Source organism: Paenibacillus sp. FSL H7-0350 (assembly GCF_038593195.1).
Classification (GTDB): domain Bacteria; phylum Bacillota; class Bacilli; order Paenibacillales; family Paenibacillaceae; genus Paenibacillus_AQ.
The window spans coordinates 977,696-993,612 of sequence record NZ_CP151972.1; the positions used below are offsets into that span (position 1 = coordinate 977,696).

Annotated in this window: 15 protein-coding genes and 2 pseudogenes; 10 read left to right on the forward strand and 7 right to left on the reverse strand. The window is 42.2% G+C overall.

Annotation, left to right across the window (positions count from 1 at the left end; translation table 11 throughout):
* Positions 1-17 precede the first annotated feature (17 nt).
* Entirely contained in the window at positions 18-1,070 is a 1,053-nt protein-coding gene (locus NYE24_RS04505) for a hypothetical protein (protein WP_342478164.1), read from the forward strand.
* A gap of 133 nt (positions 1,071-1,203) precedes the next feature.
* Here the strand turns inward: NYE24_RS04505 and NYE24_RS04510 are convergent, their stop codons facing one another.
* From NYE24_RS04510 to NYE24_RS04520, 3 genes and pseudogenes are all read right to left on the reverse strand, one after another.
* Positions 1,204-1,698 carry an arsinothricin resistance N-acetyltransferase ArsN1 family A gene (locus NYE24_RS04510; RefSeq protein WP_036696891.1) on the reverse strand — a complete coding sequence of 165 codons (495 nt, stop codon included), beginning with the start codon at positions 1,696-1,698 and terminating at the stop codon, positions 1,204-1,206.
* Positions 1,699-1,719: 21 nt separating this feature from the next.
* Positions 1,720-2,354: pseudogene (locus tag NYE24_RS04515) on the reverse strand (methyltransferase domain-containing protein).
* A 57-nt stretch (positions 2,355-2,411) separates the two neighbouring features.
* A complete protein-coding gene (locus NYE24_RS04520; RefSeq protein ID WP_342478165.1) occupies positions 2,412-2,861 on the reverse strand; it encodes a MarR family winged helix-turn-helix transcriptional regulator in 450 nt (149 codons plus the stop codon).
* 133 nt (positions 2,862-2,994) lie between these two features.
* Between NYE24_RS04520 and NYE24_RS04525 the strand changes: the two genes are divergently transcribed.
* From NYE24_RS04525 to NYE24_RS04550, 6 genes and pseudogenes are all read left to right on the forward strand, one after another.
* Positions 2,995-3,321: a metalloregulator ArsR/SmtB family transcription factor gene (locus tag NYE24_RS04525; RefSeq protein WP_036696882.1), complete on the forward strand. Its 327-nt coding sequence runs from the start codon at positions 2,995-2,997 to the stop codon at positions 3,319-3,321.
* Positions 3,322-3,437: 116 nt separating this feature from the next.
* A complete protein-coding gene (locus tag NYE24_RS04530; RefSeq protein ID WP_342478166.1) occupies positions 3,438-4,727 on the forward strand; it encodes an arsenic transporter in 1,290 nt (429 codons plus the stop codon).
* Positions 4,728-4,748: 21 nt separating this feature from the next.
* Positions 4,749-5,168, forward strand: a complete 420-nt coding sequence (gene arsC / locus NYE24_RS04535) for an arsenate reductase (thioredoxin) (protein ID WP_342478167.1) — start codon at positions 4,749-4,751, stop codon at positions 5,166-5,168.
* Positions 5,169-5,269: 101 nt separating this feature from the next.
* A pseudogene (locus tag NYE24_RS04540) lies at positions 5,270-5,779 on the forward strand (MBL fold metallo-hydrolase).
* 147 nt (positions 5,780-5,926) lie between these two features.
* Complete coding sequence (ascB, locus tag NYE24_RS04545; RefSeq protein ID WP_342478168.1) at positions 5,927-7,351, forward strand: 6-phospho-beta-glucosidase; 1,425 nt, start codon at positions 5,927-5,929, stop codon at positions 7,349-7,351.
* Positions 7,352-7,456: 105 nt separating this feature from the next.
* Positions 7,457-8,635 (forward strand): MFS transporter, encoded by a 1,179-nt coding sequence (locus tag NYE24_RS04550; RefSeq protein ID WP_342478169.1) that lies wholly within the window; start codon positions 7,457-7,459, stop codon positions 8,633-8,635.
* Positions 8,636-8,685: 50 nt separating this feature from the next.
* On the opposite strand, the gene NYE24_RS04555 is transcribed toward NYE24_RS04550, so the two are convergent.
* Complete coding sequence (locus tag NYE24_RS04555) at positions 8,686-9,429, reverse strand: MurR/RpiR family transcriptional regulator (protein WP_342478170.1); 744 nt, start codon at positions 9,427-9,429, stop codon at positions 8,686-8,688.
* Between the two features lie 218 nt (positions 9,430-9,647).
* Between NYE24_RS04555 and NYE24_RS04560 the strand changes: the two genes are divergently transcribed.
* Positions 9,648-11,510: a beta-glucoside-specific PTS transporter subunit IIABC gene (locus NYE24_RS04560; protein WP_342478171.1), complete on the forward strand. Its 1,863-nt coding sequence runs from the start codon at positions 9,648-9,650 to the stop codon at positions 11,508-11,510.
* A 156-nt stretch (positions 11,511-11,666) separates the two neighbouring features.
* On the opposite strand, the gene NYE24_RS04565 is transcribed toward NYE24_RS04560, so the two are convergent.
* Positions 11,667-12,011 carry a helix-turn-helix domain-containing protein gene (locus NYE24_RS04565; RefSeq protein ID WP_342478172.1) on the reverse strand — a complete coding sequence of 115 codons (345 nt, stop codon included), beginning with the start codon at positions 12,009-12,011 and terminating at the stop codon, positions 11,667-11,669.
* Between the two features lie 117 nt (positions 12,012-12,128).
* Between NYE24_RS04565 and NYE24_RS04570 the strand changes: the two genes are divergently transcribed.
* The gene (locus NYE24_RS04570; RefSeq protein ID WP_342478173.1) at positions 12,129-12,701 is read left to right on the forward strand and encodes a flavin reductase family protein; all 573 of its coding nucleotides are present in this window, start codon (positions 12,129-12,131) and stop codon (positions 12,699-12,701) included.
* A gap of 164 nt (positions 12,702-12,865) precedes the next feature.
* Here the strand turns inward: NYE24_RS04570 and NYE24_RS04575 are convergent, their stop codons facing one another.
* Positions 12,866-14,059, reverse strand: coding sequence for a hypothetical protein (locus NYE24_RS04575; protein ID WP_256706816.1), 1,194 nt, complete (start codon positions 14,057-14,059; stop codon positions 12,866-12,868).
* A 133-nt stretch (positions 14,060-14,192) separates the two neighbouring features.
* Here NYE24_RS04575 and NYE24_RS04580 point away from each other — a divergent pair, with 133 nt between their 5' ends.
* Positions 14,193-14,768 (forward strand): dihydrofolate reductase family protein, encoded by a 576-nt coding sequence (locus NYE24_RS04580; RefSeq protein WP_342478174.1) that lies wholly within the window; start codon positions 14,193-14,195, stop codon positions 14,766-14,768.
* Between the two features lie 231 nt (positions 14,769-14,999).
* On the opposite strand, the gene NYE24_RS04585 is transcribed toward NYE24_RS04580, so the two are convergent.
* Positions 15,000-15,893: a LysR family transcriptional regulator gene (locus NYE24_RS04585; protein ID WP_342479200.1), complete on the reverse strand. Its 894-nt coding sequence runs from the start codon at positions 15,891-15,893 to the stop codon at positions 15,000-15,002.
* Between the last annotated feature and the right edge of the window lie 24 nt (positions 15,894-15,917).

Sequence of the window (15,917 nt, forward strand, 5' to 3'; positions counted from 1 at the left end):
CATAGGGAGTTGACCATGTGACACCTACCCATCGGATATTGCCTTATAATGACATTTGGCTTGATTGTGTTAATAATAACTTGATGGCGATTCTCATTAGTCATCATTCATCGTTCGAGAAGCTGCCTCTGACTTTTAAAACGCAGTACTGGAAAAAAATCATCAACCAGACATTCCCCGAAGACAATTTTGAAAGCTTGCTGCATCAAGGATTAATGCTGCCGAAGGTTCAATATGACACGGAACAGCTCTATCATTATCTTCGCTTTGAGGATCAGCTTCTTGAGCAATCTGATATCCCTTTCCTGGATGAGATGATTCAAGGCGCTTTAGACAAGAAGAAATATGTCTTTCTCGATGTGGACCGCTTTTTTTATTCCAGTGGAAGAGAATCCGGAAAAATACATTTTATCCATCCGACCTTTATTCATGGAAAATGTGCGAGTGGGGATGCATACACAGTAATTGAAGATTGCTTATCTCCAGGGCGAATGCACGATTATCAAACTCCACTTGAAGTCATTAAGGAATCTACCCAATATCTAATGGAAAGCGGCAAAAAAGTCAGATTCATAACGGTTTCTGTGCATGAAGGATCGATAAGGAATTTTAACCATGAATTTTCAGTACAGGACTCGTTTATCTCAGAACTCAGAAGCAATCTATTGGATGATAAAGTCGTTTTCCTCGAGCAATATGGTCTTCATTATCAGCTGGGACTACAAGCGTTGACCGATTATGTAGAGGAATTCGAAGAACTTGTAGGTCATTTGAACGATACCAGCATATTTGCCTTGAGAAGCAGTTCTTTTGCACAGAATCATAAGAAGAATAACAGGCTTTTTAAGTTACTGGAAGATCAATCGTCCCATACAAATCTCTATAAGAAGTTAGCAGAACAAAGCATGGAACTAAGTCATTTATGGGAAATTTATAGAACGACAGTTATTAAAATGATCGTATCTAATCGTGTTCATGATCAAGCTATCGTAAAACTCGAAGAGATTGTGAAGAAAGAATATAACATGGTCCAGACGATGAAAATGGGAACTGAGGTTAGTAACTCTTAGAAAAAAGGCCGGGAAATGAACGAAGTCTGGAGAGATGTGTTATTTATGGAGAGAAGAAGTGAGATTGTAGGTATAGATTAAAAGGAGAAGTTCCTCCGTTTGCGGGTGGAACTTCTCCTTTTAATCTTCATTTTTATAGTAGCTTCTCCATAATCATCACATCAATGAACGCTCCGTCCATCAATCCTTGCTTCTCAAATACACCAACCTGCCGGTAGCCCATTTTTCGATACAATCCTTGACCACTCTCATTAAACGGAAAGGTAAAGAGAACCATTTTATAAAAGCTATTTTCTTTTGCTACCTTGTGTAAGGATTCCAGGAGGGAGCTGCCTACACCTTGCCCACGAAAGCTTCGATCAATATATACAGAAAGGTCAGCGACGCCGTTATAAGCGCACCGGTGAGAATATGGGTTCAGTGAGGCCCAGCCCATGACTTCACCTTCGCGTTCAGCAACCCAAACGCTGAAACGGCCTTGGTGATCGTTGAACCATGATTCCATATATGAAGAGTCTTTCGTTTCTGTTTCAAGTGTAGCGATCCGGTCCTCGATCCCCTGATTGTAGATACGAAGAATGCTTTGAATATCCTCAGGTGTGGCCTGACGAACAGTTAATGTACTAATCACATGAACATCCCCTTAAGATTACTTTCTCGCTTTAATTACAGCAGAGACGATGTATTGGTCAACGTTCGCACCTGGAATCCAATCTTTGATGAATGTTTTAGATTCTCCCTTTGGCTCAATGCTGATTTCAGTAAAGCCGCTTTCCTGAAGCATAAATTCCAAATCGGCAATGGAAGAGGCGCCTGAGATACAACCCGAATATAATTCATCCAGGTCATTTTTGATCTCAGGAGGAAGCTCGGCTGTAGTTACTATATCAGATATGGCAAGACGACCGGCAGGCTGAAGAACACGATAAGCCTCACGGAATACTTGCTGTTTGTCAGGGGAGAGATTAATCACGCAGTTGGAGATAATGACGTTGATCGAATTATCTGCAACAGGAAGATGCTCTATTTCGCCCAATCTGAATTCGGTGTTACTAAACTTACCTTTAAGGGCATTATCTCTTGCTCGACTGATCATCTCAGGTGTCATATCCTCACTGGAGTACCCAACTTAGCAGATATGGCACTGAAATCAGATGGGGAGTCACAGCAACTGCTGACAGCAGAAGTTCGGCTGGGAGAGGAAGTCTCAACGTTTCTTACAGCAATCTTTTGATAACATCCCCGTACATTTTGGCGAATCTGATCATTCGTAAGCTTGGTCATGATTATACACTCCTTAGTTGATATAATTTGCAACATACAAGTAAAAAAGAAGAGAAATCACCCTTTTACAGGTGCACAGCAATTGCTGAGTTTTCCCATAGATTCGTTGAAAAGCTTAATGGACCGTAATAATGTTTCTACTTCAAACTCACTCATATGCGAAAAGGCTTCGTTCAGGTATTCATTCATTTGGTGATCAATAGTTGTAGCTACCATTTTTCCTTCAGTTGTAAGCGACAGGGTTAAAATTCTCCGATCTGTGGGGTTAGGTGTCTTTTTAACCAAGTTCATTTTTACCAAAGACTGGACTTGTCTGCTAAAGGTTGTAATATCAGTGCCAAGTGTTTCGGCGACTTGTTGCATGGAAGGATTATGACTCCGATCGATCTCATATAAAAGATGGCTTTGGGCTGCGGAAAGAGTACACCCTCCTACGCTGCAGCAGTCCTTATTGAGAAGCCCTAAGCGCCGGGTCATGATTTGGAATAGTTCTCTTGGGGTTTCCATTGTTCTCACCTCTTGATGTAGTTATAGCGCAATTAATTGCAAATTGCAAATATTATTTTGCAAAGTTGATAATTCATCTTAAAGGTCTTAGAATATAAGTATTGTCTTATATACGGGGAGGGGAGATTTTAAATTGGATACACTTGATAATCTTGCAGAAGACTTAAAGCTCCTTGGAGATAAGACGCGTCTCACGATCCTTACACTTCTAAAAGAGCGAGAGTGGTGTGTATGTGAATTCGTGGATCTCTTTGACATTTCTCAACCAGCCGTTAGTCAGCATCTACGTAAATTAAAAAGCAGCGGACTGGTAAAGGAACAGAAAAGGGGGCAGTGGGTGTACTATTCTTTAAACATTGAAGATAAACCCCATGTTAAGGCGATCCTAAATCTCACTCCGGATGCGAGTGGCATTCTCTTGCATTTGAATAAACCTTCTAAAACTGCATGCTGCGAGTAACACTTTTTCGTTGAATATATAATCATATAATTATATAATGATTCGTGACATTAAACTTAACTCTTTGAAGGGAGTGCTCTGATGCGTGGAGTTAGACATACAATGAGGGAATACCATTGGTAGCTCTGGCAAGTCTGATATTTATAGTCACGATGGTTTTTGTTATTTGGCAACCTAAAAATCTGTCCATTGGCTGGTCTGCCTGCGGCGGAGCGTTACTCGCCTTACTTGTCGGTGTCGTCAGCTTGAAGGATGTTCTGGATGTTACGTTGATTGTGTGGAATGCCACACTGGCCTTTGTAGCAATCATTTTGATCTCCCTAATCCTCGATAAAATTGGATTCTTCGAATGGGCTGCTTTACATATGGCCAAAGCTGCTAGCGGGAATGGAACCCTAATGTTTATCTATGTCATCATTCTTGGTGCTGTAGTAGCGGCATTTTTTGCTAATGACGGAGCAGCGCTCATTCTAACACCAATTGTGCTGGCTATGGTCCGTGCGCTGAATTTTGATGAGAAAAAGGTTTTTCCGTTCATCATTGCCAGCGGGTTTATAGCAGATACTACGTCTTTGCCCCTGGTTGTAAGCAATCTGGTGAATATCGTATCGGCCGACTTTTTCGGGCTAACCTTTATGGAATACGCCGGACGGATGTTAATGCCAACCTTATTTTCTTTAGGGGCAAGCATCTTTGTGCTCTATCTCTTTTTCCGTAAAAGCATTCCAAGAAACTTTGATAGCTCCCAGCTAAAGAACCCTGAAGCGGCTGTTAAAGACAAGCAGATGTTTAAGTTATCCTGGTTCGTACTTGCGCTTCTGCTTGCAGGATACTTTGTCAGTGAATTCCTGAATATTCCGGTATCCATAGTGGCGGGTATCATCGCGATCTTTTTCTTGCTCATGGCAAGGAGAAGTCCTGCTGTTCCCACAATAGAAGTGTTGAAGGGGGCACCTTGGGCCATTGTGTTCTTTTCCATCGGCATGTATGTTGTCGTATATGGTCTGAGGAATGCTGGACTAACGAATGTATTGGCTGATGTTATCCAGGCCTTTGCAGATCAAGGGCTGTTCGCCGCTACGATGGGGATGGGTTTTATTGCCGCGGTGATCTCTTCGATAATGAATAACATGCCTACCGTAATGATTGATGCGCTGGCCATTGATGCCACGAACACTTCCGGACTGATTAAGGAAGCTTTGATCTATGCGAATGTTATTGGTTCTGATTTAGGACCGAAGATAACACCGATTGGTTCGCTGGCTACCTTACTGTGGCTGCATGTGCTTTCCACCAAAGGAGTAAAGATATCCTGGGGAACGTACTTTAAAACAGGCATTATTTTGACGATCCCTACGCTGTTCATCACACTGCTTGGTTTATATATAACATTGACCCTATTTTAAACTCGAAGGAGATTGAGACTTATGGATAAGAAGACCATTTACTTTTTGTGTACAGGAAACTCCTGCCGGAGCCAGATGGCGGAAGGATGGGCCAAGAAATATTTGAGCAATGACTGGAATGTTTACTGTGCCGGCATTGAGGCTCATGGTTTGAATCCGAAAGCCGTTCAGGCGATGAGTGAAGTAGGTATAGATATCTCAGGTCAAACATCAGATATTATTGATCCGCAGCTGCTGAATAGCTCTGATCTCGTCATTACATTATGTGGAGATGCAGCAGATAAATGCCCGGTTACTCCGCCACAGGTGAAACGGGAGCATTGGGGATTCGACGATCCGGCGAAGGCCCAAGGAACAGATGAGGAAAAATGGGCGGTGTTTCAACGAGTTCGTGATCAAGTGGGCGAGCGCATCAAACGATTTGCTGAAACAGGAGAATAGACATGCTGCAACTGTAGAAGATGCTGAAGCGCTAGTCAAATACCTGAACATCAATGCCCAAATCATAGCTTAAGACGAAAGAGATCTATTTCAAAAATAAAATCAGTACGTTACTTGAAGCAGAAGGTTTGGGTCTAGATAAGCTGACGCATGTCATTATAACGCATCAAGATGGCGATCACATTGGCAGTCTGCCGGAACTACTTCAGGCCAGGGGGAACGAGGTAACGGTACTCGCACATTAGGAGGCTGTACCCTATCTTACGGGAGCCATTCCGCTTCTTAAAAGTAAAACCTTCGCACCGTCCGTGCACGTTCATCAGGCACTGAAGGATAGAGACATTCTGCCCCTGGCAGGCGGTATTCAAGTCGTCTTTACACCAGGACACACGCCAGATCACATGTCGCTATATCATATTCCAAGCCAAACGTTAATTGCTGGCGATGCATTAAATTCAAAAGATGGAAACCTTCTGTCCTTTGACGACGAACACACGTTGGATCATCCCACTGCGTTGAAGTCGATTGCCAAACTGCAAAATATTGAAATAACTTATCATGATGAAGTCGTCGTTTTGGCGGCTTTTTTTGTTTTGCCAGCGTATAGATAACTGTTGAAACACAGCGTTACTTTTATGTTACAAATGTGAATCTATGATACCTTGAACTAAATACGAAATAACATGTATTTCATGAAATAATCTCTGTAACATAGGTTGTGAACAGCTGAAGGTTTATAAGAAAGGTGGACATACCAAATGAATCAAACATTTCAATTTCCTAATGGTTTTTTATGGGGCGGTTCCGTCTCTGCGAACCAAATTGAGGGTGCATATCTAGAGGACGGGAAAGGACTCTCCATTTCAGATATCATGCCGCACGGTATTCAGACACCTCCAACAACAGAACCAACAGAGGATAATATGAAGTTAATTGCAATTGACTTCTATCATCGATACAAGGAGGACATTAAACTCCTTGCCGAAATGGGTTTCAAAGTTTTCCGCACGTCTATCGCCTGGTCCAGAATCTTCCCCAAAGGGGATGAACTTGAGCCAAACGAAAAAGGCCTCCAATTTTACGACAACCTGTTTGACGAGTGCCGGAAATACGGGATTGAACCTCTAGTTACGATCTCTCATTATGAGACTCCTCTATATCTCGTTAGGGAATATGATGGCTGGGCGAATCGAAAAATGATCGGTTTCTATGAACGTTATGTGCGAGCCATTTTCGACAGATATAAAGACAAAGTGAAGTATTGGCTCACATTTAACGAGATTAATTCGATTCTGGAACATCCGTTTGTAGGCGGCGGGATTAACACACATGCGGATCAACTTAGCAAACAGGATCTGTACCAAGCGGTTCACCACGAGTTTGTTGGAAGTGCGCTGGCGGTTAAAATAGGCCATGAAATTAACCCTGAGTTCAAAATTGGTTGTATGGTCATTGCTATGCCGATTTACCCGTTGACTCCTGACCCTAATGATATGATCAAAGTGATGGAAGCTGATCATAAGAATACAGGTTTCACGGATGTCCATGTGCGTGGTTACTACCCAGGCTATATGAAACGTTATTTGAAAGATAACGGGATTACGATTCATTTTGAACCTGGCGACGAAGATATTTTGAAAAACACCGTGGACTTTATTTCGTTTAGCTACTATCAAAGTTCTTGTGAAACGGCTGATCCTGCTAAGCAAATTAAAGGGAAGGGAAATCTCATTGGAGGTGTTCCAAATCCGCTCTTGGTAGCGAGTGAGTGGGGTTGGCAGATCGATCCCCAAGGCCTGAGGTACATCATGAATGCGATGTATGACCGTTATCAGAAACCATTATTCATCGTTGAAAATGGATTAGGAGCCGTAGATGAACTGATCACGGACGAGCATGGCCACAAAACAGTTATTGATGATTATCGCATTAAGTATTTGAAGGAGCACTTGCTTCAAGTCGCTGAAGCCATTCAAGATGGTGTTGAATTGATGGGTTATGCAACATGGGGTTGTATTGACTTGGTTAGTGCAACAACTGCAGAAATGAAAAAAAGGTACGGATTCATCTATGTGGATCGTAATGATGATGGTTCAGGAACATTGGAACGCTATCGTAAGAAGTCCTTCCACTGGTATAAGGATGTCATTCAGACCAACGGGAGCAGTTTGTTTCGAGAATAGCGATAGGCGCTAATATTGGAAAACAGAATAAAAATAACAAAGGGCCGCGAACGGGCGGTTCTTTGTTATTTTACAATTTGATATCTGAACATTAGGGAGTAGAAGATGAGAAAAAATATATTTTTAGTTATTGCATTATTTGTTGCTACATTGAATTTGCGCCCCGCCATTAATTCCCTATCCCCACTGCTAGATACGATTCGGGAAGATCTGGGGATGAGCGCGGCACTTGCCAGTTTGTTAACTTCAATACCTGTACTATGTATGGGAGTATTTTCACCTTTTGCCGTCAAAGTAAGTGGACGATGGGGGATAGAACGAATGATTGGATATTCCCTGCTTGTAGTTGGAATCGGAATATCCACTCGTCTATTTACACACTCAACGTTCGTTTTACTTGTATCTGCATTGATCGTAGGTATCGGGATCGCTTCGATCGGCCCGTTAACATCAGGTTTTATTAAAAAGTATTTTCCCGATCACGTTCCATCCATGATTGCACTCTATAGTATTGCGATCACTGTAGGTGCTGCGGTTAGCTCAATGGTATCTATTCCCTTAGAGGAATATTTCAATTCTTGGCAGAAGGCGGTAGGGGGATGGGCAGTCATTGCCTTCGTGGCAGCGATTATTTGGTGGATCATGGTGAAGCCTCGATCTGAATCTGCTAATGGGAGTGAAATACAAAATCGCCCGCAAATTAAACTTCCCTGGGGAAATAGAAGCGCATGGACTCTTACTCTTTCATTTGGATTAATGGCTATGTTGTTTTATTCTTTTACAGCCTGGCTCCCATTAATGATTCAGGAGATGGGGTATAGCAAATCCTATGCAACGCTTTGTCTGACCATATTTGTTGTCATCCAAATTCCGATTAGTTTTATACTTCCTGTATTATTGAAGAACTTTCCTTCAAGAAGAGTATGGATGGTTGGTGAATCACTGTTCATGATGGTTGGGTTGATTTTATTGATGATCAATTTCATACCGATGGTTTCTGTTGTGCTCTTTGGGGTTGGAGCAGGGGGCTTGTTCACTTTAAACCTGATGTTACCGATTGATTCTACAAACAATGTTAACGATGCGACTTCCTGGTCAGCGATGCAGCAATCGGCCGGGTATGTGATTGGAGCACTGGGTCCAATACTGCTAGGTTGGATTCATGATGCTTCCAATAGCTTCACACCAGCTTTGATTGGAATGCTTGTGATCATTATCCTAATGATTATGACGCAAATTGCAGCAACACGGGGAAAACTAGTAACGGAAAAGAGTCAAACGTAGTCATCCCGCACCAAAAAGAGAGTCCACATGACTCTCTTTTTGGTGCTCTCTCATTCTATATTCTCCATTTCTTTGAAAACCTCTCGACCGAGCCATTCTAACAGGAAAGTAACAGGAACCTGAGTGGTAATGTTAGTTGTTTCGTAATACTCTTCTTTTACATAATAAGGAATATTCACATCTGAAATTTTAGCCATGGTAGATTGGCGATTGTTCGTTATCGCAACAATTTTATTATTCCCCTGCTTGATCCGTTGGAGATAAGGGAGAACATACGGGTTTTCACCTCGCGTAGATAATGCAATCGTAACGCTGTTTTTTTGCACTCGAGTATGAACAGGATAATGAGGATCTTTTATGTACACGGAGCAGATCCCTAGATTTGAAAAAAATCTGGCTCCATACTCGCCCATGATTCCTGAGCTCCCGATACCAATAAAAATGACGCTACTGGCTTCAGCAATTAACTTTGCTGCCATTCGAATTTTCTCCTCCAATTCAGGAGCTTGAGAACGTTCAAAAAACTCATAGACCGCATGATGTGGACTTTTCAAATCCTGCTTGGTTAGTTTATCCCTTTGGAAAACAAGCATCTTCAGTTTTACTTTAAATTCCGAAAATCCCTCACATTGATTCTTTCTGCAGAATCGAAGAATGGTGGCTGTAGAGACATGAGTTTCATCGGCCAGCTCTCTAATACGCATGTACGCCACCTTTTCCATGTTTTGAGTAATATAGTTATACAAGGATAGCTCCAATTCATTATAGGACGAGATTTGCTCACTGGTGAACATGGATATACACTCCCTTAGACCATAATAATAAGAATAGGTAATCTGCTTAGGCAGTATACATCACCTTTTTTAAAAAAACAACACGTTACATTTTTGTTACAAGAGTCATTATGTGTCACTGCAAACAAAACACGAAAATCTATATATTTACTGCTTTGATCTGAGTATCATGAATTTATAACATATTCCTAATAAAAACATAAAGGGGCTCAAGTACTATGGATAAACAACAATTGTCCAAGGATATTCTCAAGCTGGTTGGTGGCGAAGAAAATATTGATCAAGTTACTCACTGTATGACTCGACTGAGATTTAATCTTAACGATAACAATCAAGCAGACAAAGCAGCATTAAAAAACACGCCTGGCGTTATGGGTGTAACGGAAAACGGCGGACAGTTCCAGGTGATCATTGGCAATGAAGTATCCGATGTGTATCAAGCACTAGTGAACAACATGAGCAAGACCACTAAAAAAGACAGCGCTTCAAAACAAGGAAAGAAACAAAGGAATCCGATCAGCGCGTTATTTGATTTCATCTCGGGCATGTTCACACCAATCCTGCCAGCAATTGCTGGAGCAGGGATGATCAAAGGGATCATATCCATTCTGGTAGCTATTGGCTGGATGACGAATACAAGTTCAACCTATGTCATTTTGTCCGCCGTTGGCGATGGAGCGTTCTACTTCCTGCCTATTATTTTGGCCATAAGTGCCGCGAAGAAAATGGGTAGCAATGCTTATGTGGGAGCTGCACTAGCGGCCGGCCTCATGCATCCAACCATTACAGCCTTGCTTAAAGAGGGTGATACATCATTTGCAGGCATTAAGGTTATTGCCACATCCTATGCCTCATCGGTTATTCCTATCGTCATTGCAATCTGGATTGCTGCTTACGTGGAAAGAGCTATTGACCGCATCACTCATTCTTCACTGAAAATGATTGTTGTACCAACCGTTACGCTACTTATCATGGTACCACTAACCTTGATAGCCATCGGGCCACTTGGCGGGATTATTGGAAACGGTTTATCTGGGGGAATTAGATGGTTATTTGATAACGCATCCATTTTGGCGAGTATTTTGATTGGTGGTACGATGTCTGTACTGATTATTACTGGCATGCATTATGCGCTGTTGCCGCTTGCAGTTGGTTCGATAGCAGCACTTGGGTACGATTTTATCGTTCCGCTAATGTTCGCAGCTAATATGGCACAGGGTGGTGCTGCATTTGGTGTGGGCTTCAAGTCCAAAAACACCCAAACCAAATCACTTTCTTATTCTACAGGACTTACTGCTCTTATGGGAATTACGGAGCCTGCAATGTACGGAATTAACATGAAATTCAAAAAACCATTTATTGCAGCGCTCATTGGGGGAGCAGCTGCCGGGGCATTTTTGGGAAGCTTTTCTGTTAAAGCCTATTTCATTAGCACTGTAGGTCTTCCGGGAGCGGCCTCATATGTCGGCCCAGACATTAGCAACCTGCTCTATGCACTGATTGGTGCTTTAATTGCATTCGTTGTAGCTAGCGTAATTACTTATATACTGGGCTTCGAGGAAGAGACGGTTGCACCATCAGCAAGTTCCCCGACAGCATCTGAAGGAACGAAAGACATTACATTACAGGATCAACCCATATTTAGCCCCATGAATGGGGAAATTAAGCCGCTTAGCCTGGTGCCAGATCCTGCGTTTTCCGAAGAGATGATGGGTAAAGGATTTGCTATTCTACCTACTGAAGGACGTGCAGTTTCTCCAGTTAACGGTACAGTAATATCTGTGTCCAAGAGTGGACATGCTATTGGCCTCGTCAGTGATCTTGGCGCAGAGATGCTGATTCACATCGGAATTGATACCGTGAAGCTGAAGGGCCAATTCTTCTCGCCAAAGGTACAGGCAGGGGCTAAAGTATCCGTAGGCGATTTATTGATGGAATTTGACCGTGTAGAGATCGAGAAAGCGGGTTACAACTTGATTACGCCGGTCATTGTTACAAACATGTATCAATATACGGATATCCAATCGGCTGGTCGTACCACAATCAATGCACAAGAATTGATGTACACAGTCAAAGCCTAATTTGGTTTTATCCATAGCGGCAGTGATTCCAAATCTGGAACGCTGCCGTTTTTGTCGATACCGAAAGTTAGATGGTGGAATGATACTCCATGCGCGTGCGAACCTCAAGCTTATTTATTTTTACGATAATAGCGCCTTAAGTGAATGCCTCGTGACTTATTGTTCATCATCTATATGATCAGCTCCCCATTTGCAAAGCACTTGCAGAGCAGGGATGAGGGACTTGCCACGCTCTGAAAGGTTGTATTCAACTTTAGGAGGTACTTGTGAGTATTCATGGCGTGTAATGAGCGAATCAGCCTCTAGCTCTTTTAATTGATTACTAAGCATTTTGTGAGTAATTCCTTGAAGCGCTCTTTTCAACTCACCGTAACGCATAATCTCTTCCTTCAATAGCAAGAATAAGATATGTAATTTCCATTTACCACTAATTAGCGATAAGGTATATACAAATGATTCATTACTGTCTTCTTTTTCATTTCTTGTTTTACTGTGAATCATGCAATACTCTCCTTTTTGATAGTATCTTACTAAAAAGTGCATACTAGTCTTTTTCAATGTTGCTATTATACTATACAACAATGACTCTTAATAATAAAATTGAAAAGGTGAACGATAATGGCAATTAAGCCTGTTGATTTAAAGAAAGCATACCGTTTATTGCAAGTAGGTCCAACAACCATGATTTCTGCTAAACACGATGGGATAGCAAATGTAATGGCTGCCGCATGGGTCGGTCTGGTAGGAAATAACAAAGTAATGGCATTTATCGGCAAACAAGCTTTCACACGTGAACTCGTTGAAAAGAGTGGGTATTATGTAGTACAAGTTCCAACTGTTAAACAAATGGAAACTGTCTTGTATGTTGGTGAGCACAGCACTAAAGAAGTAGACAATAAACTTGATAAGATTCCGCTATTTTACGAAGAAGGGTTTGATTTACCACTAGTGGAAGGTTGCGCTGGCTGGCTAGTATGCAAGGTAATCCCAAATTCTGAAAATGAACAAGAACATGATCTTTTCATGGGTGAAATTGTCGGTGCTTGGAGTGATGATCGAGTATTCAACAACGGACATTGGATTTTTGATGATGCTCCTGATGAATTGCGAACAATACACTATGTTGCTGGCGGCCAATTTTATGCTATTGGAAAAGGTACTAAATTTGATCACGGACCTGGCACAGACTAAAATGTTCTTGTTGCGAAAAAGTGTTGTAGGTAGTAGTTAATAGGCGTTAACTACACCTATATACATATGTACAAAATACGGGTTTTGTGAAGAAGTTAAAGGTGACTTTATAATTGCTTACAAAAATAACTACCGCGGCTTCATCAGCGGTAGTTTCATTTTAGTTATTTTGAATTTGTGACCTTGTCTAATTTAAACTGAGATAATTGGTAACCATTTTTTAATAAATACAGATATCCATCTCCAGCATAATAATATTCCAATTGTTTCTCATCATCATCATATGGAATATGATACATAATGTTGAGTGTAATTGGATCTAGAATATCCATCCAATTCTCAGAGTGAACTCTGATTTTATTATCTGTAGTATTTAAGACTACATTCATAGGATCACCTAATTGAATTGGCTTTTTTACAATGAGTCCTTTTGCTCCAAAAACACTTAACTCATTATTCTCATATATGGCATAATTCTCGCCTATGGATTGAACCGAAGCGTCTCCAGCTATATTTTTTCCCCACAAAGTCTTGCCTTTTGAATCTATCGCGATTAATCGATTCCCTGTTTTTGGTAAGTTCATACGCAGGAGTATATTACTTTTATTTATACGCCAGGACATTTCGTCAACGTATAACCCTGCTCCTGCAGGAGGCGTATAAGTAAACAATCGATTTAACGTTGGGCCAAACACTTCAAGTTTGGATTTTCCAAATGGCCCTGTCTGCGTGACAAGATATTGGCCGTCTATAACCGAGTACATTTGTGTTAGTGATTTCTCCCCCGTCTTTTTTCCGTTTTGACTATATGCATAAGCCCATGGTGTGCGGTTACCTTTTGAATCTACTTTATCGGAGTTTATTAACAACACTGTACCATTGTTCATTGCGTATAGGTTCTGGGCATCCGGAACGTTTATCACCCAATTTTGCTTTCCGTAGGAGTTAACAGAATATAATCTTGACCCACCCCCGTCTTTCACCAAGGCATAGATAGAACCGCTCTGACTGTAGGCGAAATCAGAAGTAGTCCATGGATAAGGTATCCCTTTTTTATAAAAATCAAATGACCATTTTTTCTTACCTGTAGTCTTATCTACGGCTGAAACTACACTAACCATCCAGCTTTTTGTCTCAGAATTCACAAAGGTATTGGTATGAATATAAACTGTATTGGTATTAGGCACATGGTACGGTGCTTGTAGGAACATATCCAGTTCAGATTCATTTGAGATGTTCCATAATGGTTTCAAGTCACTACTTGGTGAGATGCTGTTAGCAGCCGATACTCCACTAAATAAATAGAATACTGCAAAAATAGTGATTAAAAAGGTGCTGGTTACTCTCTGTTTGCGCAATTGCTTTTCCTCCAATTAATTTGATAAAGTTAACATTATCATTATTATCCAACTTTTCTCTTGTTTCAATCTTTAATTTTAATGAGTTATACTAAATCCAATAACCAAATTGGATATCGGAGGATTAATGAAGATGAGAAAACTCGTTCTATTTCTGCACGCTTCGCTTGACGGTTTTGTAGAAGGCCCGAACGGCCCAATGGATATTAGCTGGGTTGCCTATGATGCTGATCTGGAGAGCCACGCGAGGGAAATTCTGAGTACTGCGGACACGGTCATTTGGGGTCGTGGTACATATCAAATGATGTATAGTTATTGGCCTTCCGTCCCAGCAGATCCCTCCGCTTCGCAGCACGAACGGGATCATGCGGAATGGATTGAGAAGACAGCCAAAGTGGTCTTTTCCACAACCCTGGAGAACGTTGAATGGAATAATTCCAGACTGGTCAAAGAGAACGTCGAGGAAGAGATCAAGCGTCTCAAAGAGCAGCCAGGCCAGGATATCATCATTCTCGGCAGTCCCCGGTTCGCCCACACTCTTATGCAGCTTGGTTTAATCGATGAGTATAAAATTACGGTCTCCCCCGTCCTGATCGGCAGCGGCTTGAAGTTATTCCAAGGTATCCAGGAGAAGACTAATCTGAAGCTTATTGAAAATAAGACATTTGATTCTGGAGCCTTAGGCCTCGTATACCAGACCATTAAATGACATATATAGATTGAACTAAAAAATTATAGTTAAAGGAAAAGTGGCGGAGGGGAATTTTGGAACTGGAGGAGCGGTAGCGACCGCCTTTGTCTGCGGATTTCTACCGTTACAAACGGGATAAATCAAGAAATCTGCAGACAACAGCGGCCGGAAGTCCAAAACTTCTCTGGAGTCACGGTAATCCCAAAACATAAAAACCATTAGTTCAATTTATATAGTCACTATTCCGGTTCAGGCAAATGCACTATCCAGCTTCACCAACCTCTCCACAAACACCTCATTCGCTCTGCTGGGAACATGACCGGTCAGCCGCACAATCGAGAAGTCTCTTTCAAGGCTCAGGCCTTGCACAGGAACTTCTATGAGCTTACCGGTCTCGATCTCCCTGCGGACCACCCACTTCGAGAGAATAGAAATCCCCAGTCCGTTAGCGACAGCCTCCTTCACTCCCTGACTGCTGTTGATCTCATACGAGCGCTTCATTCTTAGACCAGCCTGTGCCAAAAAATGATTGCTGAACGAACGCGTCCCCGAACCGCTCTCACGCAGCACCCATATCTGATCCTGGAGTACGCCCACCTCCACCGCGCCGGTTCGTGAGAGCGGGTGATTCTCAGCAGCGACGATAATCAGTTCGTCTTTCATAAAATGAACAACCTGCAGATCCGCCGCCTCGATGCTTCCTTCAATCAGCCCCACTTCAATCTTATTCTCCCGCAAGGCAGAGACAATCTCCGTTGAATTCGCAATCGTCATCCCCATGTCCACATCGGGATATTGCTTGGCGAAGGATGAGAACAGCCGGGGCAACACATATTCGCCAATCGTAAAGCTTGCCCCGATATGTAAGCTTCCGCTCACGGTATCATGCAGCCGGGCCAGATCGAGCTTAACAGACTCATAGAGATTCAGCATTTCCTTCGCCCGTCTATAGAACAGCTCCCCTGCTTCCGTCAGCTTCACCCATTTGGGCGAACGGTTCATGAGCTTTACGCCGAGTTCCTTCTCCAGATTACGGATCTGCAGACTGACCCCAGGCTGTGACAGATGCAGAAGCTCTGCCGCCCTGGAGAAGTTCCGCTGCTCCACAACCGTTACATAGACCACCAAGGATTCAAGCATGATCGTTCGCGCGCCCCTTTAAGATAA

Excerpts from the sequence above, each read along its gene's own strand:
- NYE24_RS04560 (WP_342478171.1), top strand. The coding sequence starts at position 9,648 with ATGGATAAACAACAATTGTCCAAGGATATTCTCAAGCTGGTTGGTGGC.
- NYE24_RS04570 (WP_342478173.1), top strand. The coding sequence starts at position 12,129 with ATGGCAATTAAGCCTGTTGATTTAAAGAAAGCATACCGTTTATTGCAA.
- NYE24_RS04555 (WP_342478170.1), bottom strand. The coding sequence starts at position 9,429 with ATGTTCACCAGTGAGCAAATCTCGTCCTATAATGAATTGGAGCTATCC.
- NYE24_RS04520 (WP_342478165.1), bottom strand. The coding sequence starts at position 2,861 with ATGGAAACCCCAAGAGAACTATTCCAAATCATGACCCGGCGCTTAGGG.
- arsC (WP_342478167.1), top strand. The coding sequence starts at position 4,749 with ATGGATAAGAAGACCATTTACTTTTTGTGTACAGGAAACTCCTGCCGG.
- NYE24_RS04565 (WP_342478172.1), bottom strand. The coding sequence starts at position 12,011 with ATGATTCACAGTAAAACAAGAAATGAAAAAGAAGACAGTAATGAATCA.
- NYE24_RS04550 (WP_342478169.1), top strand. The coding sequence starts at position 7,457 with ATGAGAAAAAATATATTTTTAGTTATTGCATTATTTGTTGCTACATTG.
- ascB (WP_342478168.1), top strand. The coding sequence starts at position 5,927 with ATGAATCAAACATTTCAATTTCCTAATGGTTTTTTATGGGGCGGTTCC.
- NYE24_RS04580 (WP_342478174.1), top strand. The coding sequence starts at position 14,193 with ATGAGAAAACTCGTTCTATTTCTGCACGCTTCGCTTGACGGTTTTGTA.